Source organism: Pseudomonadota bacterium (assembly GCA_039024915.1).
Classification (GTDB): Bacteria; Pseudomonadota; Alphaproteobacteria; order Rhizobiales; family MH13; genus MH13.
Map to the genome: position 1 here is coordinate 25,103 of JBCCPK010000006.1, position 19,564 is coordinate 44,666.

17 protein-coding genes are annotated in these 19,564 nt (G+C 58.3%); 5 read left to right on the forward strand and 12 right to left on the reverse strand.

All coding sequences use genetic code 11. The features are described 5' to 3' along the window. Positions 1-60: 60 nt before the first annotated feature. Both lexA and AAF739_12580 read right to left on the reverse strand, forming a co-directional pair. A complete protein-coding gene (gene lexA / locus AAF739_12575) occupies positions 61-771 on the reverse strand; it encodes a transcriptional repressor LexA (GenBank protein MEM6383503.1) in 711 nt (236 codons plus the stop codon). A 602-nt stretch (positions 772-1,373) separates the two neighbouring features. Continuing rightward, complete coding sequence (locus tag AAF739_12580) at positions 1,374-2,405, reverse strand: hydroxyacid dehydrogenase (GenBank protein MEM6383504.1); 1,032 nt, start codon at positions 2,403-2,405, stop codon at positions 1,374-1,376. A gap of 96 nt (positions 2,406-2,501) precedes the next feature. Between AAF739_12580 and AAF739_12585 the strand changes: the two genes are divergently transcribed. The 5 genes from AAF739_12585 (at position 2,502) to AAF739_12605 (ending at position 7,423) form a co-directional block, all read left to right on the forward strand. Then, on the forward strand, positions 2,502-3,584 hold the full coding sequence (locus AAF739_12585; protein MEM6383505.1) for a LacI family DNA-binding transcriptional regulator: 1,083 nt from the start codon (positions 2,502-2,504) through the stop codon (positions 3,582-3,584). Between the two features lie 77 nt (positions 3,585-3,661). Then, positions 3,662-4,651, forward strand: a complete 990-nt coding sequence (locus AAF739_12590; protein MEM6383506.1) for a substrate-binding domain-containing protein — start codon at positions 3,662-3,664, stop codon at positions 4,649-4,651. A gap of 107 nt (positions 4,652-4,758) precedes the next feature. After that, positions 4,759-5,772, forward strand: coding sequence for an ABC transporter permease (locus AAF739_12595; protein ID MEM6383507.1), 1,014 nt, complete (start codon positions 4,759-4,761; stop codon positions 5,770-5,772). Continuing rightward, a complete protein-coding gene (locus tag AAF739_12600; GenBank protein MEM6383508.1) occupies positions 5,769-6,545 on the forward strand; it encodes an ATP-binding cassette domain-containing protein in 777 nt (258 codons plus the stop codon). The genes AAF739_12595 and AAF739_12600 overlap by 4 nt, the downstream gene beginning before the upstream one ends. A gap of 23 nt (positions 6,546-6,568) precedes the next feature. Beyond that, entirely contained in the window at positions 6,569-7,423 is an 855-nt protein-coding gene (locus AAF739_12605; protein ID MEM6383509.1) for a sugar phosphate isomerase/epimerase, read from the forward strand. 423 nt (positions 7,424-7,846) lie between these two features. Here the strand turns inward: AAF739_12605 and AAF739_12610 are convergent, their stop codons facing one another. The 10 genes from AAF739_12610 to AAF739_12655 all read right to left on the reverse strand — a co-directional run bounded on the left by AAF739_12610 (position 7,847) and on the right by AAF739_12655 (position 19,562). After that, entirely contained in the window at positions 7,847-9,643 is a 1,797-nt protein-coding gene (locus AAF739_12610) for a hypothetical protein (protein MEM6383510.1), read from the reverse strand. Between the two features lie 493 nt (positions 9,644-10,136). Next, positions 10,137-10,997: a TonB family protein gene (locus AAF739_12615; GenBank protein ID MEM6383511.1), complete on the reverse strand. Its 861-nt coding sequence runs from the start codon at positions 10,995-10,997 to the stop codon at positions 10,137-10,139. Further along, positions 10,994-11,377 carry a biopolymer transporter ExbD gene (locus AAF739_12620; protein MEM6383512.1) on the reverse strand — a complete coding sequence of 128 codons (384 nt, stop codon included), beginning with the start codon at positions 11,375-11,377 and terminating at the stop codon, positions 10,994-10,996. Before AAF739_12620 ends, AAF739_12615 begins: the two co-directional genes overlap by 4 nt. Positions 11,378-11,379: 2 nt before the next feature. Beyond that, the gene (locus tag AAF739_12625; GenBank protein ID MEM6383513.1) at positions 11,380-11,763 is read right to left on the reverse strand and encodes a biopolymer transporter ExbD; all 384 of its coding nucleotides are present in this window, start codon (positions 11,761-11,763) and stop codon (positions 11,380-11,382) included. Further along, positions 11,763-12,443: a MotA/TolQ/ExbB proton channel family protein gene (locus AAF739_12630; GenBank protein ID MEM6383514.1), complete on the reverse strand. Its 681-nt coding sequence runs from the start codon at positions 12,441-12,443 to the stop codon at positions 11,763-11,765. The genes AAF739_12625 and AAF739_12630 overlap by 1 nt, the downstream gene beginning before the upstream one ends. A gap of 146 nt (positions 12,444-12,589) precedes the next feature. Continuing rightward, entirely contained in the window at positions 12,590-14,704 is a 2,115-nt protein-coding gene (locus tag AAF739_12635) for a TonB-dependent receptor (protein ID MEM6383515.1), read from the reverse strand. 74 nt (positions 14,705-14,778) lie between these two features. Further along, positions 14,779-15,804, reverse strand: coding sequence for a serine hydrolase domain-containing protein (locus AAF739_12640; GenBank protein MEM6383516.1), 1,026 nt, complete (start codon positions 15,802-15,804; stop codon positions 14,779-14,781). A 47-nt stretch (positions 15,805-15,851) separates the two neighbouring features. After that, positions 15,852-17,696: a serine hydrolase domain-containing protein gene (locus tag AAF739_12645; protein ID MEM6383517.1), complete on the reverse strand. Its 1,845-nt coding sequence runs from the start codon at positions 17,694-17,696 to the stop codon at positions 15,852-15,854. Next, the gene (locus AAF739_12650) at positions 17,696-18,523 is read right to left on the reverse strand and encodes an ABC transporter ATP-binding protein (GenBank protein MEM6383518.1); all 828 of its coding nucleotides are present in this window, start codon (positions 18,521-18,523) and stop codon (positions 17,696-17,698) included. The genes AAF739_12645 and AAF739_12650 overlap by 1 nt, the downstream gene beginning before the upstream one ends. After that, positions 18,516-19,562 carry an iron ABC transporter permease gene (locus tag AAF739_12655; protein ID MEM6383519.1) on the reverse strand — a complete coding sequence of 349 codons (1,047 nt, stop codon included), beginning with the start codon at positions 19,560-19,562 and terminating at the stop codon, positions 18,516-18,518. The genes AAF739_12650 and AAF739_12655 overlap by 8 nt, the downstream gene beginning before the upstream one ends. Between the last annotated feature and the right edge of the window lie 2 nt (positions 19,563-19,564).

Here is a 19,564-nt window from a genome sequence, read left to right on the forward strand (position 1 = left end):
GCGGACGTAGGCACCTGACAAGTGCTGCGGGCAGGCTGCGAAAACGTGCGCTAAAACAGCCTAATATCGGCGGAACAGCGCCACCAACTTACCCTGAATCTTGACGCGATCTGGACCGAATATCCGGGTCTCATAGCTCGGGTTAGCTGCCTCAAGCGCGACCGACGCCCCACGTTTGCGCAACCTCTTGAGAGTTGCCTCTTCCTCGTCGACCAACGCCACTACGATCTCGCCATTGTCGGCATTGTCAGAGCGTCTAATCAACACGGTATCGCCGTCGAAAATACCAGCCTCGATCATCGAATCGCCCCGCACTTCAAGGGCAAAATGCTCGCCGCCCGCTATGAGTTCCGCAGGAATCGAAACCGAATGGCTATGGTTCTGGATTGCTGATATCGGCGTACCAGCCGCGATCCGGCCCATAACCGGAATCGACACGCTTTCGCCACCTTGAACATCCTTGGCGACGGCTGGCTTTTCGGAGGCCTGACCGCCAGAACCCTGAATAACGCTCGGCGTGAACCCGCGCGTGCGCCCACCGATGCTGGGATTGTGCAATTCAGGCAACCGAATGACTTCCATTGCGCGCGCACGGTTTGGCAAGCGACGGATAAAGCCACGTTCCTCCAGCGCCGTGATCAATCGGTGAATGCCCGACTTTGACTTAAGGTCCAAAGCGTCTTTCATCTCGTCGAAAGATGGTGGAACACCGCTTTCGCGAAGGCGCTCATGAATGAACATGAGCAATTCGTATTGCTTTGGCGTCAGCATCGCAAAGACCCTTTTTGCAAATTAGGCAGTGATCAGCCCCAAAACCGACTCACTGGTACAAATCCAGAACAAGATACATGTTCTTGATGTGTTCTTCAAGCGGGTGTGCTGAATGAAATAGTCAGCGGGGTCAGCTGTGGCGTCCGCACTTACTGGTCGCGTACGGGTCTGCATTCGTGCGTGGTTCCAAGTGCACAGCGATACCCAGGCTGCGTTGACGAACTGGACGTTCAAATCCGAGCTGCCGTGATTGGCGGTCGTTTTGCCAGAGTTGTTGATATATCGGCAGCTGTTGGGATACGCGAATGGGCGTTTTGTGAACTCTTTATCTTGAGGTTTGGGGCAGGGGAGGCAAGCCGCCCCAGATTATGCCAGAGCATCAAACGCCATTCCATACTCTCAAGATCGGCAACAGCAACGATACGGGCTGGGACTAGCAGCCGCGAAACTACCACTTCCGGTTCGTCTTCATTTCTGCCCACAAGCCAGATCTTTTCACGCGGGCTGAGCGCGTAGGCTTATTTGTCCAGGCCGGACAGTTGTGTTTGAGCGCAAACAGCCAACCGCTTCACTAGTTTGAGCTAATCGATACCCGAAGCACCTCAATTATGGGTGACGGGTGCGGAGCGCATCCGCGAGACCGTCTCGCGTTCAGCGCGCTTGCAGCGGATCGGTGGTAAATTCTTGTCGATCAGTTCCATATCGTCCAGCACCATCTCACCCATGCGCTTGAACGCGAGGTCGAGGGCGCCTGCGCGATGGGCTGAGCGAATGAAACCCGGCAAAGACCGCACGCGATGGTTCGCTGGGAGGGGCTCCTGGGGAAAAACATCGCTGGCGGCAACAATGTGGCCCGATGCTACCGCATCCATCAGGGCATCAAAGTCTACCACATCCGCTCGGCTGAGAAGGATGAACGCCGCACCACGCCGCATGCTGGCAAAGCTGCTTGCGTCAAGAAAGCCACGGTTTTGGGTTGTCACCGCGGCGACCACAAATACGGTATCACTTCGCGTCAGCACCGCCTCCAAGCTCGCCGCGCGGACCCCCGCGTCCGCCAATACGGCGTCAGGCAACCACGGGTCGTAAACGGCGATATCGGCACGGAATCCTCCCAGCAGACGGGCCAGCGCGCGTCCCAGATCGCCGAAGCCGATGATGCCAATGGTGGAACCACTCATCAGCCGCGCAGATGCGTTGCCATCGCCGCCCCAAAGCTCGGTGCCCGCACGGAAGGCATTGTCTGCGTCGATCACTGTACGGGCGAGGTTGAGCGCAAGCGCCAAGCCCATCTCCGCGACTGGTTCGGCAAACACGGCACCTGTTGTCACCACGTGTATGCCACGCGCGAAAGCATCATCGTAGGGCATGTTGTCCAACAGGTTGGATTCAACATTGAAGACGCAGCGCAGTGCTTCCATACGCGCTAGCGTTTGTTTGCTAAGCGGCGGCTGCCCGATGATATAGCGTGCTTTCGCAAGCACTTGAGGGTCGAGCGAGACAATCTCGGTCTCAGATACCTCAACCACCTCATATCGGTCGTGAAGCGAGGCCAGGTACTCGGTGCTGAAAATCAGTTCCAAGGTGCGCGGCTCGGGCGCGGCGATCACCAGCGGTCTTTCGGTTTGCGTCATCAGCTGATCACCTTGTGCGCCACTCTGTGAGGCGCCTCTCGTTACGGCTGTGCAGAATAAATCGGTTTACAAACAAAAGTAAATCGGTTCATTTTGATGGACAAGAAGAGCCAAAGGGCCAGGACTGTGTCCATAAACGAGCCGAAACGAGCCTCCATTCATGACGTTGCGCGCACCGCCAGTGTGTCAGCTGCGACGGTCTCTAAGGTCTTGCGCGGCGCTTCCACCGTCAAATCCGCCAATGTCGAAAAGGTGAAGGCTGCAGTCGAAGCCCTTGGCTATCAGATGGACCCACTCGCTGCCGGCTTGCGCCAATCACGCCGCCGTATTCTTGGGCTGATCGTTCCAGATCTTGAGAGTGAGTTTTTTGGCCGGATCGCCGCGCGCGTCGAGCTTCTCGCTGAAAGGGCTGGCTACAGCCTATCGATTGCATCCAGCCATGAATCCGAAGAGCGTGAGGCGCAGCTTGTCGAACGCATGCACGTCCTGAAAGTCTCGGGAACCCTGCTTGCGCCGGTGCGCAGCGAACGTGGGGCCGGGGTTCAGCGGATGAAAGCGCTCGGCCTGACCGGTGCCCTCGTCGACCGCGTCATTTCGGATGACGTCTATGACACCATTGGCGTCGACAATGCGGGCGCTAGCGCGCAAGTCGCCAGGCTCCTCGCTGAAAAAGGCCATAGGCATGTGCTGCTGATCGGCCTCAATGAAGTCTCCCGCAATGTACGCGCCCGCGCCGGTGCCTTTACCAAGGAAGCTGGGTCCCTCGCGCCGGACATGCGTGTCGACTCACTGATGATCGATGAGCGGACCGACAGTTCGCGCGGGCGTCTGTCGGACTATCTCGATCGGCAACAGCCGACGGCTGTCTTCTCCTTGTTTCAAAAGGGCACGCTTTTGGCACTGGCGGAGTTTCGACGGCGCGGCATCCGCTGCCCAGACGATGTTTCACTGGTCGGGTTCGATGATGCCGAATGGATGCGCGTTACCTACCCATCGGTGACGGCGGTGGTTCAACCCTTAGACCGGCTAGCTGACATCGCGTTTGAACGACTTCTTGCCCGCGTGGAAGGACAAACGGGCGCGTCTATCTCTCGGCTGGAACCGTGTGCTCTGACAGCGCGTGAATCGTTGATTGCAGTGCAAGCGGCTGGCCCTCGCCGAGCGCGGAGGATCAGCTGACCGGCCTAGTCTCAACTAACAATCTACCAGTCCAATAAGCCCGCAAAAAAGCGGGCAAGACCACAAGGAGGAAACCAATGGTCACCATGACAGGAACTCTCAAGCGCGCCCTGATCGGCACGGTCGCCGCAATCGGTGTACTGGCTGCGCCGGCTGCGATGGCCCAAGACGGAGAGTACGGCGTTTTGATGAAAACGCTGGCCAACCCCTTCTGGGGCGCAATGGGCACCGGCGTTGAAGACGGTGCGCAATCCGCAGGAGTGGAGTACTTTATACAGGCAGTGGAAAGCGATCAGGCCGCCGAGCAGCAGCTGAATGTCTGCAACACCATGCTTCAGCGCGAGCCGGTCGCGATGATCACAGCCGCTATAAACTCGACCAACCTGCTCCCTTGCCTCAGCGCGGCGCAGGACTCCGGCATTCCGGTGGTCGATCTTGATGGTAATCTTGATCCGTCCATCCTTGAAGCCGAGGGCATTGAAATCGCCTTCCGGATCGGTTCCGACAATTTGGCCGCAGGCGCTCAGGGTGCGGAATACATGGCCGAGCAACTTGGCTCAGACGCAACGGGGCCGGTGCTGATTATTGAAGGGCTGTCCGGCAACGTTACCGGCCAAGCGCGCGTCACCGGGTTCGGTGAGCGCCTGGCAGAGTTGGCACCGGGCCTTGAAATCGTGGCATCGCTGCCCGGCGACTGGGATCGCGGCAAGGCCGCCACGATCACCAACGATATTCTCATCCGTCACCCTGATCTGGTCGGCATTTTTGCTGCGAACGACGGCATGGCACTTGGCGCCGTTGAAAGCGTCTTTGCAGGCGGCCGGGGTGGCGAGGTTGTCATCGTTGGTGTTGATGGAAACTCAGATGCGGTCCGGTCGATCAATGACGGTCGTCTGACCGCCTCGGTGGCACAGTTGCCTTATCTGGTAGGCCTGCAAGCGGTTGAGAACGTCGCCAAGGTGCTTGCTGGCGAGGAGGTGCCGGGCTTCATTCAGGTGCCAACCATGGTGTTGACCCAAGAGGTGCTGGAAGCGGGCACTGAGCCGATGCTCGAGTTCGTGAAATAAACACTAGCGCGCGGTTCCTTCTGGCGGCGCCGGCTTGTTGCGGCGCGCCCCGTGTGGGCGTGCCGCATCAATCTCCCCATCACACATAGCTTTCCCATGAGGGCCTGATGTCAGTTGAAGCGGCAAACACGAAGCGTGCGGCGGCGCAGCCTGGCCTATGGAGACGGGCGCAAGCGGCTTCACAAGAGCGTTTGCATTTGCGACTTGAGTCACTTGTCGTGTTGGTTGGTTTGTGCGTCATCATGACGGTGTTGTCGCCGTTTTTTCTGTCGGTCAGCAACTTCCTGAACATCCTGCTCGCCACAGCAACCATCGGCGTTCTGGCCATCGCTGCGACCTTTGTCATCAGCTCAGGTGGCCTCGACCTGTCGCTTGGCTCGGTCATGGGCTTATCAGGCGTTGTCGGTGCCTATGTTGCCGTTACCATAGGCGCGCCTGCGGGTTTCGGTGTGTTGGGTTGCCTTGCCGCAGGCGCTGCTGCAGGCTTCGTCAATGGCTGGCTTGTCACACGCGCCGGTGTACCCGCCTTCATCGTAACACTGGGCATGTTAGGGCTGGCCCGCGGGCTCGCCTTGGTGATCTCCGATGGCCGAGTGATCTACGGATTGCCCGCCGAGTTGGTATACCTCGGTCAGGGGCGACCTTTCGGTGTTCCCATGCCGGTGTTCATTCTCATCGCAACGGCCCTCGCTTGCCACTACATCCTCGCTTACACGCGCTTCGGCCGCTACACGCTGGCGATCGGTGACAATGAAACGGCCGTACGCACTGCTGGCATTAAGGTCGAGCGCCACCGGGTGATCCTGTACACGCTATCGGGTGCGCTGGCAGGTCTTGCAGGCATGCTGTTCATGGCCCGGATCAATGCCGGTGATCCAACCGCTGGCCTGACGTATGAGCTGACCGCGATCACCGCCGCAATTATCGGCGGCACCAATCTGTTCGGTGGCAGGGGATCGATCCTCGGCACGCTGGTCGGTGCCTTGATCATGGGTGTCTTGCAAAACGGGCTGAATCTGCTGGCCGTACAGTCTTACTATCAGCAGATGGCCATCGGCGCGGTGCTCATCCTGGCGGTGTTTATCGACCAGTATCAGTCCCGCCGGGAGACGCGCGTATGAGCGTTCTGACTTTGAAGGCGATCCGCAAGAGTTTTGGTGCTGTTGACGTGCTGCATGGCGTCGACCTCACCGTCGGGGAAGGCGAAGTGATCGGTTTGGTCGGCGATAATGGAGCGGGTAAATCCACGCTCATGAAAACGATCACTGGCATGTACCGCGCCGATGATGGCGATATCGAACTCGATGGTCAGTCGATCCTGCATCTGGACCCCGGCCAGCGCCGTGCGTTGGGGATCGAGATGATTTACCAGGACCTTGCGCTCGCCAAGCAGCAGGACGTGGCCAGCAACATCTTCCTCGGTCGAGAGCCGGTTCGGCGCTTCCTAGGCGTCATCCCTGGTATGGTCGATAAAAGGACGATGGACAAAAAAGCTCAGGATATGATCGATCGGCTGGGCGCGCACTTGCCATCGATCAACCGACCTGTGGGCTCGTTCTCAGGGGGACAGCAGCAAACGGTTGCCATCGCACGCGCTCTGACCTTCGATCCCAAACTGGTGATCATGGATGAACCGACGGCCGCGCTGGCGGTGCGTGAGGTGCAGAGCGTCCTTGACCTGATCCGGCGCCTCAAAACACAAGGTATCTCGGTGATCTTGATTTCGCACCGTCTCAACGATGTGCTGGGGGTAACGGACCGCATCGTCGTCTTGCGGCAAGGGGTTGCGACGGCAAACCTGAAAACCAGCGAAACCAGCATGGCAGAGGTCGTCAGCGCGATTGTTGGCGGCAATGATATGGCGCACGCTGCTGAGCACGAAGCGGCTGGCTGAGCCGCTTTTGGAGGAGAACCACCATGGAAGGTTTTGGCGTTCATACCAGCATGTGGACCATGAACTGGGACCGTGAGGGCGCAGAGCGCGCGGTGGCCGGGGCGTCTCACTACGGGGTCGATTTCATCGAAATTCCAATGCTGCAACCCGAGCAAATCGATACGCAACACACCCGTGCCTTGCTTGAAGCCAACAATCTTCGTGCGATTTGCTCACTGGGTTTGCCCGAGGCGCAATGGCCGACCAACGACGTTAATGGTGCGATTGTCTATTTGAAGCTGGCTCTCGACAAGACCAAAGCGCTCGGCGCCGAAGCGCTTTCAGGCGTCACCTATGGCGGGATCGGTCAACGCTCGGGTCTGCCACCAACAGAGGCGGAGCTTGACGCCGTAGCCCGTACGCTCGAGCCGGTGGCGGCCTATGCGAAGAGCATCGGTCTTCTGTTCGGCGTCGAGCCGGTGAACCGCTACGAGAACCACCTCATCAACACGGGTTGGCAAGCCCGCGACATGATCGAAAAGGTGGGCTCGGACAACATCTTCATCCACCTCGATACCTATCACATGAACATCGAGGAGAAGGGGGCGGCCAACGGCATTCTCGATACGCGTGAGCACCTGCGGTACATCCACCTCAGTGAGAGTGATCGCGGCACGCCCGGTGAAGGTACTTGTGATTGGGACGAGATTTTCGCGACCCTTGCTGCCATAGGCTTCTCAGGTGGCCTCGCAATGGAGAGCTTCATCAACATGCCACCGGAGATCGCTTACGGTCTGTCCGTTTGGCGCCCAGTGGCCAAGAGTCATGATGAGGTTATGTCAAAGGGCATGCCGTTCTTGCGCAACAAGGCGCAGCAATATCGGCTGATAAACGCCTGAGTAGACGAATGGGTGGGTCGGGTTGGAATGACTCGCTAGGCTGAATTCACAACTTCACCGCCAAGTGCGGGCCGACGTCAATCATGGCATGTCTAAAGCGTACTCCAGCGACTAGCCGGACCTCTTTCACCTGGGAAGGATGCCGCCAGACCGCGTGTCGCTAACAGGCAATCTAAAGCGCTCGGGCCGATCTCGCCTAGATAACCAACACCAGCTCCTTTGTCATCGAGCGGAAGGCCCCCAGGTCAGCGGGTTGTGCACGTCGATGAAGTTTGAGTTTGCGGGATCGCCGGAGGGTCAGCGGATGGTCGGTCGACACAGACCCTAGCGCGGAAAACCTCGATATGTGTTTGCGTCGCATCAACGGAAAAGGCCACGGTCCCTTCGGATCGTGGCCTTATGTCATGCGGATAGGTCGGTTGTTCAGACCATCGACAGATCGTCAACGATACCAAACGTTCGAATGTCTCCATCGTCTGTGGTGACTGTGCGCCCAATCACCGCGCCGCTCGCATCATAGTTGTACTCGATGCTTGCCCAACTGAAGGCATCCAGGGGATCCGTCTGCGAACCTGATGTTGTGATACCGTTCTCGAACCCTTCGGTGAGAATGCGCCCATCATCAAATGTGAAAGTCCGCGTATCCCGGCTGCCATCTTCATTGAAGGTCTCATCGACAGTCGCCCAAAGGAAGGTGTCGGCCGTATCAAAACGTTTTATGGTTGTGACCGCACCATTGTCGAAACTGGTCTCGGTTTGCTGACCGTCATCGCGGATCACCGTTTGTGCGGTTACGTTTCCGGCCTCATCGAAGGATTGGCTGAAGACATCCCACTGAAACAGATCGGCCGTTTCGCTGTCCGTCCGGGTGCGTTCGCTCAGCACGCCATCTGTGAAGGTTTCTTCGGTCTCGCGGCCGTCGTCGTATATCGTCGTCCTCTTGGCGACCGTTGAGCCATCTTCTTGAAACTCGGTTTCGACGGATGACCATATTTTGTCATCACCGACGTCTGTGCGCGTGGTCTTCGTCAGAACGCCTTCGACGTAGTCAAAGGTCGTCGTGATGCTGTCCTCGTCAGGGCCACTTAGCGTGGCGCTCGCGATTACGCCCTCTTCATAAGTTTCCTCGCGAACGCGGCCATCGTCATAATCGATGACACGGCTCACAAGAACGCCTTCATCGTCCGTGGTGTCGGTAATCTTGTCCCAAATCTTATCGCCGTCGACGTCCTCGCGAACGGTCGTGTTCGGCGGCAGCGGTGCGGTATCCTGAAGCGTAATCGTCACATCACCTTGGCCGTCTTTGATCTGAAAATCGCCGATGACACCCTGACCAAAGTCGACCAGCCGCCAGATCTGCTGTTCCGTACCTTGGTCGTCGTTCCGCAAGGGACCTGCCGGGTCGGTCAGTGAACCATCTGCAGTTCGATCCGGATCATCAAAGATCGGGATGCTGAAGCTGGCCGTTTCTTTCGTAATCGTGAAAGCGATGGAGTCATTAAGTGCACCACCCGATGGCGCTTGGATGCCATCAAGGCTGCCGAAAACGACGGGACTGAAGAAGCTCCAATCGCCCAGACCAAACTTATAGGTGTCCTCGCCGTCATCGCCTGGACGATAAAGCGCAAGACCCACACGCAACCCATCCTCGGGCAGGTTCTCTGTGGTAAATGTAAAGGTGAGGATCGTGCCTTCGTCTTCGGTGGCCACGGTCTGATCGACCGAGATGCTGACGACCGGCAGTTCATCGTCGCTGTCAAATTCGGTGAACGCTATCGAGCTGTTCGTGACGGTATTGGCCTGCTCATCATCAGGATTATCGATAACGTTCCAGAAAACTTGCCTCGGGCCATCGTCGATGGCCGGGAATTCGGCAAAGCCATCGAAGGCAATGTAGCCCTCTTGCTCGGTGACACGTATCTCAATGACCGAAAAATCTAGTCCGTCGGAAACGTCGAAGTTGTAGCTGGTCGGATCGACGATCCCTTCAAAGTCAGCCCCGCCGAAGAAAAAGGGAAGCAGATTGAACTGATTAAGTTCTGAATCGACCCCCGTAAGGGCGTCATCGATCGTGCCGTTCTGGTTGGGAGTCGCATAGAGGTACAGCGAGACAAACTCGCCCTCTGCAGGGGCCTCATCAAGCGAAAACCGGAAGAAGGTGGTCGACGCCGGGTCTTCGACAACGAACGGCGGATCGATGGAGAATGTTACGTTGGCCATAGTTGGACTGTCCTACTGATCAAGTGACGGAATGCGTCGGTTCTTGTGCCCGTTCGACGGCCAAAAGGCCGGCGCTTCGCCAATTTTCTCGCATGCTGCGAAATCTCAAAACTGCGTACACGAACAGGGCATTGCTGCGCATTCAACCAAACGGGCATGGCGCATGCCTACCCAAGCGTTGCGACATTATTTGCGTACATAATTATCGTCAAGAGAAGTTGAATTTCTTTTTCAACTATTTGCCTGAATTGGAGAGATTCTAAATCAAGCCCGATAAAATCGTATTTATTTTGCCTACAAACAAATATTTGTGCGACCATCGATGGATATGAGAAAACAATAGCGTACGACTTTGACGTATATAATTGTGGTAATCGGTCAAACACTTGGCTCGGCAAACGACTGCATGCCGCTGAATTACCATACGCCCCACAGAGCGCCCTGCGATGGTGTACCGGGCTTCTGCAAAGGTCTTAGACTTATCCGAGCAGCTCTAGCCGCCGATACTGATTGGCAGCTGAAAACGATGGGTCTCGCCAGGCAGTTCGTTGGGCGCTGCGGGGAATCGCCCGGCACGAGCGACCGCCTCGAGGGCTGCGTTATCGGTATCGGGGCTGCCGGAAGACTGCAGCACACGGGTCTGTTGAACCTGGCCGTTTCGGTTGAGGACAATCTGGACGATCACCCGACCGGACTGGGCGCGAGCGCTCCTCGCGCGCCGTGCGATCTGCGCCTGTATCTGACCACCCCAACTTGCCATCAGGGATCGCTGCTGTCCGGGGTCAATGGATGCCACTTCTTGCGGTTGTGCAGTTCCTGCAATTGTTCCACCTCCGGTCCCAGCCGCTCTTTGTTCCCGGACCGCGGGCGCCGACGGCTGCGGACTTGGTTGAGCGCGCTCTGGCGGCGTCGGTCGCGGTCGCTCCGAAGGGGGCGGGGGAGGGACCGGAGCCGGCACGCTTTCCAATCTTGGTCGCACCTCTGGCTGAGATGGTAACTTGGTTGCGATCTCCTCGATCGGGGTCTCGACATCTGTCTGCTGGTCCGTGATCACGGGCTCGGGTTCGATTGGAGGTTCTGCTTCAGTTGTCGGCTGCACAGCCTCTTCTACTGGCGGCTCCGGCTCGGCGACTGTTTGCTCAAGCTGTGGATCGGGATCGTTGGCCGCCTCTTGTGCGGCCTCCCATTCCTCGATCACGGCTTGCATGGCTCCATCGGCGGCAGCAACGGAGACAAACACGTCCCCGCCAGACCCGCCGCTTTCGACGCCCTCTGCAGGCCATTGCAGCCATACGGCAACGTGAATCGCGAGCGCAAGTGCGAGAAAAACGACCTTCTCAATGGTTTGCCTCATCGCGAACCTGTAACCAGCACGATGTCACCTGTATCCAGCCGCGCCAGACGCTGGACTAGTTCGGCAACAGTTGCGCCGTCAGCATTTGCGTCCGCACGGACCAGAAGAACGTCACCGGAAGGCTGGCGAGCGGCAATCGCTTCGAACACCGCTTCGCCCGTGACTGTTCCAAAGGCCAGTTGACCATCCGCTGAGACGTACAAGGGCTCATTGCCTTCGGCGACAGCCTCCGACTGCGAAACTGGAAGTGCAATCTCAAACGGGTCCGGTGGCGCGATTTGGGCGGTCATCAAAAAGAAGATCAGCAACAAAAACACCACGTTGATCATCGGCACGTAGTTCTCAGCGCGTCTTTTGCGATCTGGCGCCCGCAACCTCATAGCTATTGCGCCATCACAAGACGTTGGAACCCCGCACTGCCGAGCTGCTCGGCGACATCGACAAGCCTTTGCAGCCTCGCCTCGTCCCGTGCACGGATGACGATAGGGTCGTTGATCGTGTCGGTGAGAGCTTCCAGCGCACGGATAAGCTCGGCCTCATCAATGCGTTCGCCATTCAGCCGGATCGCATCGGGAAGTATATCAACAATACGTGGCTGGTTGTTTTCTGACGCCGCCGTGCCTCCGGAACTTGCGGTTAGCGGGATGTAGTGGTCGAGCCCGAAGCGCGAGGCGAGCATAAAAAACACAAGCAGCAAGAACACCACATCGATCATGGGGGTCAGGCTGATTGCGCGGCGGCGCTTCTGCTTGCCGAGTGCGATCATTATTCCGCCGCTTGCCGTTCTGGTTCCGGCGCGCGGCGCACTGTTCCGCGCGTGAAGACCTTTGTTGCCAGCCCTTCAACATCGGATTGAACGCGGTCAACCACGCTTTCAAACCATGTCAGAGCGACCGACACGGGTATTGCCACCGCCATACCGGCTGCGGTCGTCAAAAGTGCTTCCCAGATACCGCCCGCCAGAGTGGCTGGGTCCGCGCGCCCACCTTCGGCTTGGAGCGCCTGGAAAGCAGAAATCATACCCAACACCGTGCCAAGAAGCCCAAGAAGAGGCGCGATGGCGGCGATAAGTTCCATGGCGCGCAGTCCCGAACGCGCTTCCTGAAGGCTGGCCGCAGCAAAGACTTCGACCTCTTCACGGGCCGCCTCGTCCGAGACGTTGCGATCTAGGCGTGCTGACATTGCGCTGCGAACAATCCGGGAGCGAATGTCGCGTCCTGCCATTATTGTTTGGGCCGCCTGACGGATCTCGTTGTCAGTCCACTCCTGAACGGCGCGGTGCGCACGAAGCTTTGACCATGCGCCCAGCCGCCAAAGCTGCCAGACCTTCCAGAGGATCAGCGCGAGGCTGAACACCGACAGAGCGGCAATCGCCCAAATGGCCGGTCCGCCTTGAACGAGAAAAATCTGAAGGTTCTGCAACGGCCCGCCCGAAGACTGATCCATCAATCTGCTCCGTTATCGCCAACGCCGTTGAGTGTACGGCCTAAGCGTAGGTTAGTTGATCGCAAGGCACGACCATGCGCTGCGATTGAGGAACGCAAGGCCGACGCCCCATGAGCATGGGCATGAGCACGGGCCATGGCGTCGGGTTAGAACGATACGCGGACCTCGGCGCCCATGCGGCGCTCAGCCCCAAGGGACGCTTCTGCACCACCGCGCGTGATGCCGGTGATGTACTCTTCATCAAAGACGTTATCGACGAACACGGTCGCTTTGACGTGATCGCGTTCAAAGCCAGCGCTGGCGTTGACGACCCAATAGTGGGACAGGAACTGGGTAGGATCGTTGGTGATAGACCCGTTCGAAAAAAAGCTGTCCGTGTAGGCTGCGTTAGCCGTCGCGAAGAAGCCGCTATCATGGTTGTAGGCAAAGCCAAGCGATGCCGTGAGGCTTGGAGCTTCGGGGAACTCGTTACCGGACAGATCCACGCCGTTGACCACCAGGGTATCGAACTCCGTCCGAAGCAGCCCCACCGACCCGAAAACCGATAGACCGTTCCCGAAATCGTATTGCCCCTCGAGCTCAAGCCCGATGCTCGTGGATTCGCCCGCGTTAAGCGTGCGCGCGAAGGGAACGGTCGCCCCTGCCACCAGTCTGGTGCCCGACTGCGCGATCTGTTGATCGGTGTAGCGCGTGAAGAAACCCGTCGCCCCAAAATTCCAGCGGCCATCGTCAGACCGGGTCTTGAAGCCAAGCTCAAACGAGTCGGCGTATTCAGGGTCAACCGTATAGATCGCGCCGTTGTTGGCTGCATCGCTTCCCGTAAATCCGGAACGGTAGCCGCGCTGATAGACTGCGGAGATCGTGGTCAGCTCATTGATGTCGTAGGCAAGGCCAAGCTTCGGCAGAAACTCCGTAAAGCTGGCTTCGGCGAGAATGTCGTTGTTGGCGGGCCCTCGGTCGTTAAAATCGTTCACCACAGTCTCACGAAGCAGACGCCCGCCGATGATGAAGCTGACGTCAGAATACTGCTCAAAGGGGCGCACGCGCAGATCGGCATAGATACTCAGATGCTCGGTCTCGTTATCTGACTCGAGGTCTTGCAACACGTTCGGCCCCGCACGTACGACCGAATCTCGTGGCAAGGTGAAAAGCCCATAATAAGCTCCGATGACACCTGATAGACGGTCTTCACTTTCGCCGATCTCGACACGTAAATCCTGCGTGAAGTCGCGCCCCTCGCGGTTCTCGCTGCGCTGATACAGCTGGCTTTGGGGCGTTGAAATCTCCGTGTCCGAAAGGACAAAAGAGCTCAATGATCGCAGCGTTAGCGTCGGGCTGAACTCATAACTACCTTCAAGGATGAAGTTCCGGTTTGTCGCCTCATAGACCTCGACTGTCGAGAACGCGGTTACCGAAAAGCGGCGATCAAAAAAGGAGTCATTGCCTGGAATGGCAGGATTGATGTTCACCGAGTTGACTGCGGGTCGGTCGAAGGTCTGCACGGCAGTGAACAGCAAAGACAGCCCGGGGATTTCGGACGGTTCGATCAAGACCTTGCCGCGAAGCGAGTAGAACTCATCGTCCTCGAACTCTTGCGCAAAGGGCGAGTTGTACGTGATGCCGTTGGTGCGGTTGCGCCATTCACCGCTCACGCGGAACGCAACCTGATCATCAATGATCGGTCCCGACAGGTAAAAGGCGCCGTCACGCTGGTCGAGCGTGCCCAGAGTGCCTTGGGCGGCTGCCTCCCACTCAAACGTCGGATCGCGTGTCGAGACGATCACCGCGCCTGCCAGGGCCGCACGCCCCTGGATTGCGGATTGGGGCCCACGAAACACTTCAACCTGTTCAACATCCCAGATCCCGCGAGAGCCACGCCGCGTCGCTTCAAGCGATTGCGTGGCGCCGTCTATGATGACTGCAGTGACGGGATTGTTGTTCTGCGGCTCGGTTAGGCCGTCGGAATTGACACCCCGAATAGAGAAGCCGGCATTGCCTCGATTGCCTTCGTTCCAGCGCACATTGCCAAGCAGACTGAACCCCTCGCGAAGATCGTCGATGCCCTGCGCTTCGATTGCGTCGCCTCCGATGACGCCTACGCTGCCGAAGGTGTCCTCATAAGCGCGGTCAATCTTGCCGCCTTCGATGACGATCTCGTCGAGAACGAACCCGTCAGCATCATCAAGTTCCTGGCCATTTGCGTACGATATTGTACCTAAAATGACCGCGACTGTACTTGCGGAAAAAGAAACCCAACGCATCCCAAGTCCCAATAGCTATGCGGCCTTTTAGGCGTTGGAAATTTCTTAAGTCAACCAGATAGGCGTACGCTTTCCTATTTTTTGCAAATTAGATGCTGAAAAACGAGGGTGGCCGGATTGTGACCGCTGAGCGTGTTCGACAGATTTGCCAAGACGGCGATGGCGAGACCGTCATCAGGCCGGACATAACAACAGGCCGAGTAGCCCGGCACGTCTCCGTCATGGCCCCAAAAGGGAGAATAAGCGTGCGTGAGCAGAGCATAATGTTGCTCGTGCGAGGTGAAGAGGTCCTTGCACTCTTCAACCATTGAGCCAATCGATTTGGCCAAACCAAGCAGATCGGAGATCGTCGCGGCATAACAGCCTGCTTCCGCACTCCATGACGGATTGAAGTGCTCGGTGGAATAGAACGCCGATCCATATTCGATGTTCCCATCCGTACGACCGTAGCGATAGCCCCGCGCAAAGCCGGCACTTGGCGCAGGGCCAGGAACGTAATGGATTGAGTGGTCGCCAATCTGGGCCGCCAGAGTGCTGGCGGCGACTTCTTGAAAAGGTTTCGCGGCGTTGGCTTCGATCACCTTGGCCAGTATCATCGCATTGGTGTTTGAATAGCGGACCTGTGAGGGATCATAGGCGCGCTCTGTAACGTCAAAAGAGAACTGCAATGCCTCGTCACGGGTCCACACCCGACCGAGGTCAGCATTGATGAGCGCACGAAAGGCGGGGTTGTACAGAGCGTCGGTGAAGCCCGTTCGGTGTTGGGCAAGCTGTGCGATTGTGATGTGCTCGCCGTCAGGGACATCCTTGAGGTAGCGGCACACTGGTGCGTTCAGCTCTATCTCTCCCGCACGCAAAAACCTTCGCAGGCACAGTCCGATTATCAGTTTGGACACGCTGCCAATGCGAAAGTGCACACCACTGCGCATGGTTTCGCGGGTCTCAAGGTTCGCAACGCCGAAAGTGGCCGTCTTACAACCTGATGGACCCGAAACACCCACGATAAGCCCGGGGAGGCCCTGACCGTGGAGTTTCTCGAAGACGCTGGATAAGCCAACCGCCCCATGGGCGGTTTCAACACCGGGTGCTTCTGTTTTCATCGCTGCCGTTCTCTCATCAGCCATCAGGGTATCTGAAGTGACATGGCCTAAGCGGACCACGTCATGAGGGGCAGCCAGCTTTGGGTCGCAAGAAACCCTGCTGCGATGCTCAGCCCGGCAATGCACGTCAAGGCTGCGACGCGACCTAGAGCGCTCATGTGACGGTACGTTTTAACGGACGCCCATATGCCAAGCAGCAGCAAAACGGGCCAGCCGATACTCAGAGCGAACAGCGTTACTGATCCGGCACCAACGACTCCAAGGCTGGCCACGGTGTCGATCGGTGCCAACATCCCCCAAAGGACATGAAGCACCTGCAAAGCTAGCAGGCCGGTGGCGGCTCCGCCAAGCAGAAGCCTCCAATATGAGCCAGGTCCCAAGCGCTTTCGAAACAGGCCTTGCAGCGATGTGAACAAGAGCAACCCAACGCCCAAGAAGGTTGCAAAGACCGCAACCCAGAACCCAGCGACGTGTCCGGCGGCGGCGAGCGCGCTTATCTTCCGGTAGCTGTTCTGTTGGTCGCCGAGCAAGAAGAGGTCTTCGCCCAGTGGCGTGAAGACATGGGTGCCAACCGGAGCACCCAAAGCACGAAAGATTCCATTGCCCAGCGGCTCCAGTTCCGCCTCGCCTATGGGAAGCAACGCAGATGCGATGGTGAGGTTGGGCGAGGCGTTCGAAACCCGAACAAGGCCAAGCGCGTGCGTGATCCAGGCGCGCAGCTCCATGTCATCGGTAAAGGGTCGATACCAGCCAGCAAGGTCAAGCTCGTTCGCAGTTGCCGATGAAGGGTTTCCAGTTTCGCCAACCACCGATGCGTTTTTGATAACGTGCTCCGCAAGAACCTGGCGAATAGCCGCGAAGCCTTGGCGGTTGCTCGTGTTGCTCGCGAGCGCGAAGCCGTCCGTGGATCCATCCAGGATCCCGAATGTCGCCTGTGCGCCGTCTATCCGGCCCCAATGCCCCCAGAAGACGTGATCGGCCTGCAGAAAGCCAAACGTTCCCAGCCCGTATGCCAGATCATAGCCTGCGCGCGCAGCCAGCGAGGTCTGCGGCCTGCGCATTTGGATGAGATCACTCGACAAGGGTGTTGTTGATGACGGTACTTCGGCGGATGCGTGTGCAGCGGCATAGATGGCAAAGTCTGCCATTGACATCGCAAGCGAGCCGGCGGGCCGGACTGAAAGCTCCCAAAAGTGTGCCCGGTTACCAGCATCATCAAACGTCGCCGGGCGGGACGCAACGCTCTCATTCCAAGCAAAGGTGGCAGTCGACAGACCCAAGGGGTCAAAGATGTGCCGAGACGCCAGCGCATCGAAGCTCTCGCCGGTCGCAGCCTCAAGCGCCGCTGCGGCTGCCGCGATACCCATGTTCGAATAGGAGTAGAAGCGTCCGGGTGGCCACCGCACCTTACCACCGTAACCCGCCAAGACGTCCGTTGCAGACAAAGGTTCAGAAGCGTCGGCATATTCGCGATAGGACGAACCTGGAAAACCTGCGGTATGTTCCAGCAGCATGCGTATCGTGAAGGGATCGCTTGCCGCCCATGGGTTTTCACCCCATCCGGTGGGCAGTAATGGCTCTGCTGGTTGATCAAGATCGACGGCGCCTTCGGCTGCGAGCTCCAGTGCGAGCAAGGCTGTGACGTTCTTTGAGACCGAGCCAAGTCGCAACAGGTCGGTCGTTGCGAGGGCCCGACCATCAGGCTCGATGGTGCCGAGGGCACGCACATCGCGGACAGCTCCATCTTCGATAAGGGCGTAAGCAACGCCAACCATTGCGTGTTCCACGCGGATGGCATCGATCCGCTCCCCCAACGTATCGTCCGCCAGGGTGTCTGAGACGGCCTGGGCGATTAAGGCAGCTGAAATGACAAACAGAAATAGGCAGCGCATCAGTTGGCGTCCCCATTTGCCGTTTCGGGTAAACGGGCGGGGCGCAGCGGAACGAAACCGCGTATGCTGCCATCCACATGGTGGAGCATTTCGCCATCAATCCCGAAAACGTCAAAGAGAATTTCCGGCCCAATCACCTCATCCGGCGCGCCCTGAGCAACAATTCTGCCATGCTGCATAACGATCAGGGACCGGGCGAACACCATAGCTTGATGCAGGTCGTGCATGACGGCGACAATGGTTGTTCCACTGTCACGGTTCAGCTTGGCCAGAAGCTCAAGAATCTCAAACTGATGATGTACGTCGAGATAGGTTGTCGGCTCGTCCAGCAGGATGATCTCCGTCTGCTGTGCAAGCACCATAGCGAGCCACGCCCGCTGTCGCTGGCCGCCGGAAAGCTCGGCAAGGGGCCTATTGCCCAAATCCGTTATGCCGGTGGCCAGGAGGGCATCATCGAGCGCAGCTTGGTCCGCTCGCGTCCAACCGGCAAATAGCGAGCGTTGCGGATAGCGTCCCTGGGCAAGCAACTCGAGCACCGTCATGCCCGGCGGTGCTTCCGGGTGCTGGGACAGGATACCCAGTTGTTTGGCAACCGCTTGCGTTGGCAGCTGATGAATGTTCTGCCCGGAAAGCAAGACCTCGCCGGCCTTTGGCTTCAAGACACGGCCGAGCGCTTTCAATAGGGTCGATTTTCCGCAGCCATTTGGTCCAATGATGATTGCGAAATCGCCCTTGGCGATGCGCAAATCAAGCCCACTACAGATCGTCGTTCCGCCATAGCCAAGGCTGAGTGACCGGCCCAAAAGCGCGACGTCTTGATCAGACATGGGCAGACCGCTGCGCTGCGCTGCCAGAGGTGGAGCGGATCATCAGAAACAGGAAGTAGGGTGCTCCAAGCAGAGATGTGACGATACCTGCTGGCAGCTGCGCGGGGGCGATCACTGTGCGTGCCGCCAAATCGGCGAATGCGCATAAGGCGGCGCCCACCAGAACCGCGACCGGCGCCGCAGCTCGATGTTGATGGCCCACCAACAAGCGTGCGGCATGTGGGGCAATTAAACCCACAAACGCGATGATCCCACCGATCGCGGTGGCGACGGACGCCAGGATAACCGCCACCGCCAGCAAGGCGAGCCGTGTTGTCTCGAAAGGAAGTCCAAGCCCGACAATCGACGTGCGGTCGAGGTTCAGAACATCCAACTGGCGGTGGCTGAGGAAAAGTGCTGCGCAGCCCATCAGGGCGAAGACCATCAACAATTGGGCCTGGGCAACCGTGACGCCACCAAGGCTGCCGGAGAGCCACGCAAGAGCGCGTTGCACCGCTTGCGGCTCTGCAAACAGGGTGATCAGTGAGATCAACCCGGAGCACAACGCGCCGACACCAACACCAGCGAGGATCAGGCGGCCGGTGTTTGTTCCTGACTTCCAGCTGACCAGGTAAACGATGATCGCGACCAGCATGCCGCCAATGCAAGCAGCGAGCGTGAGAGGCAGGCCGGCGGCGAAGGGTAGGGCACCAAGGCTGATGCTGACCGTTGATAGAGCGGCCCCTGCGTTGATCCCCAGCAAGCCTGGCTCCGCTAAGGGGTTTCGAACGACCGCCTGAAGGATCAGGCCCGATGCGGCTAACATTGCGCCAATTGCCAGTGCCGCAACGGTGCGTGGTCCGCGCAGCAACAGAACAAGCTCGTTGGTGGTGTCACCAGCGCCCGCCGGAGCAAAACCAAGAAGATGCGCAAGAACCTGCCAGTCAGGCCTTCCCCCTGAAAGACTGGCAAAAAACACCATGATCGACGCCAACAGCGCGATGATCACCACGGGCCAGAAGCGATGGCTCAACGTCGATTTTGGCGCTTTGGCTCGCATCT

What these genes read in the sequence shown, in the direction of transcription:
- lexA (MEM6383503.1), bottom strand. Translation starts at nt 771, where the DNA reads ATGCTGACGCCAAAGCAATACGAATTGCTCATGTTCATTCATGAGCGC.
- AAF739_12580 (MEM6383504.1), bottom strand. Translation starts at nt 2,405, where the DNA reads ATGACGCAAACCGAAAGACCGCTGGTGATCGCCGCGCCCGAGCCGCGC.
- AAF739_12585 (MEM6383505.1), top strand. Translation starts at nt 2,502, where the DNA reads ATGGACAAGAAGAGCCAAAGGGCCAGGACTGTGTCCATAAACGAGCCG.
- AAF739_12590 (MEM6383506.1), top strand. Translation starts at nt 3,662, where the DNA reads ATGGTCACCATGACAGGAACTCTCAAGCGCGCCCTGATCGGCACGGTC.
- AAF739_12595 (MEM6383507.1), top strand. Translation starts at nt 4,759, where the DNA reads ATGTCAGTTGAAGCGGCAAACACGAAGCGTGCGGCGGCGCAGCCTGGC.
- AAF739_12600 (MEM6383508.1), top strand. Translation starts at nt 5,769, where the DNA reads ATGAGCGTTCTGACTTTGAAGGCGATCCGCAAGAGTTTTGGTGCTGTT.
- AAF739_12605 (MEM6383509.1), top strand. Translation starts at nt 6,569, where the DNA reads ATGGAAGGTTTTGGCGTTCATACCAGCATGTGGACCATGAACTGGGAC.
- AAF739_12610 (MEM6383510.1), bottom strand. Translation starts at nt 9,643, where the DNA reads ATGGCCAACGTAACATTCTCCATCGATCCGCCGTTCGTTGTCGAAGAC.
- AAF739_12615 (MEM6383511.1), bottom strand. Translation starts at nt 10,997, where the DNA reads ATGAGGCAAACCATTGAGAAGGTCGTTTTTCTCGCACTTGCGCTCGCG.
- AAF739_12620 (MEM6383512.1), bottom strand. Translation starts at nt 11,377, where the DNA reads ATGAGGTTGCGGGCGCCAGATCGCAAAAGACGCGCTGAGAACTACGTG.
- AAF739_12625 (MEM6383513.1), bottom strand. Translation starts at nt 11,763, where the DNA reads ATGATCGCACTCGGCAAGCAGAAGCGCCGCCGCGCAATCAGCCTGACC.
- AAF739_12630 (MEM6383514.1), bottom strand. Translation starts at nt 12,443, where the DNA reads ATGGATCAGTCTTCGGGCGGGCCGTTGCAGAACCTTCAGATTTTTCTC.
- AAF739_12635 (MEM6383515.1), bottom strand. Translation starts at nt 14,704, where the DNA reads ATGCGTTGGGTTTCTTTTTCCGCAAGTACAGTCGCGGTCATTTTAGGT.
- AAF739_12640 (MEM6383516.1), bottom strand. Translation starts at nt 15,804, where the DNA reads ATGAAAACAGAAGCACCCGGTGTTGAAACCGCCCATGGGGCGGTTGGC.
- AAF739_12645 (MEM6383517.1), bottom strand. Translation starts at nt 17,696, where the DNA reads ATGCGCTGCCTATTTCTGTTTGTCATTTCAGCTGCCTTAATCGCCCAG.
- AAF739_12650 (MEM6383518.1), bottom strand. Translation starts at nt 18,523, where the DNA reads ATGTCTGATCAAGACGTCGCGCTTTTGGGCCGGTCACTCAGCCTTGGC.
- AAF739_12655 (MEM6383519.1), bottom strand. Translation starts at nt 19,562, where the DNA reads ATGCGAGCCAAAGCGCCAAAATCGACGTTGAGCCATCGCTTCTGGCCC.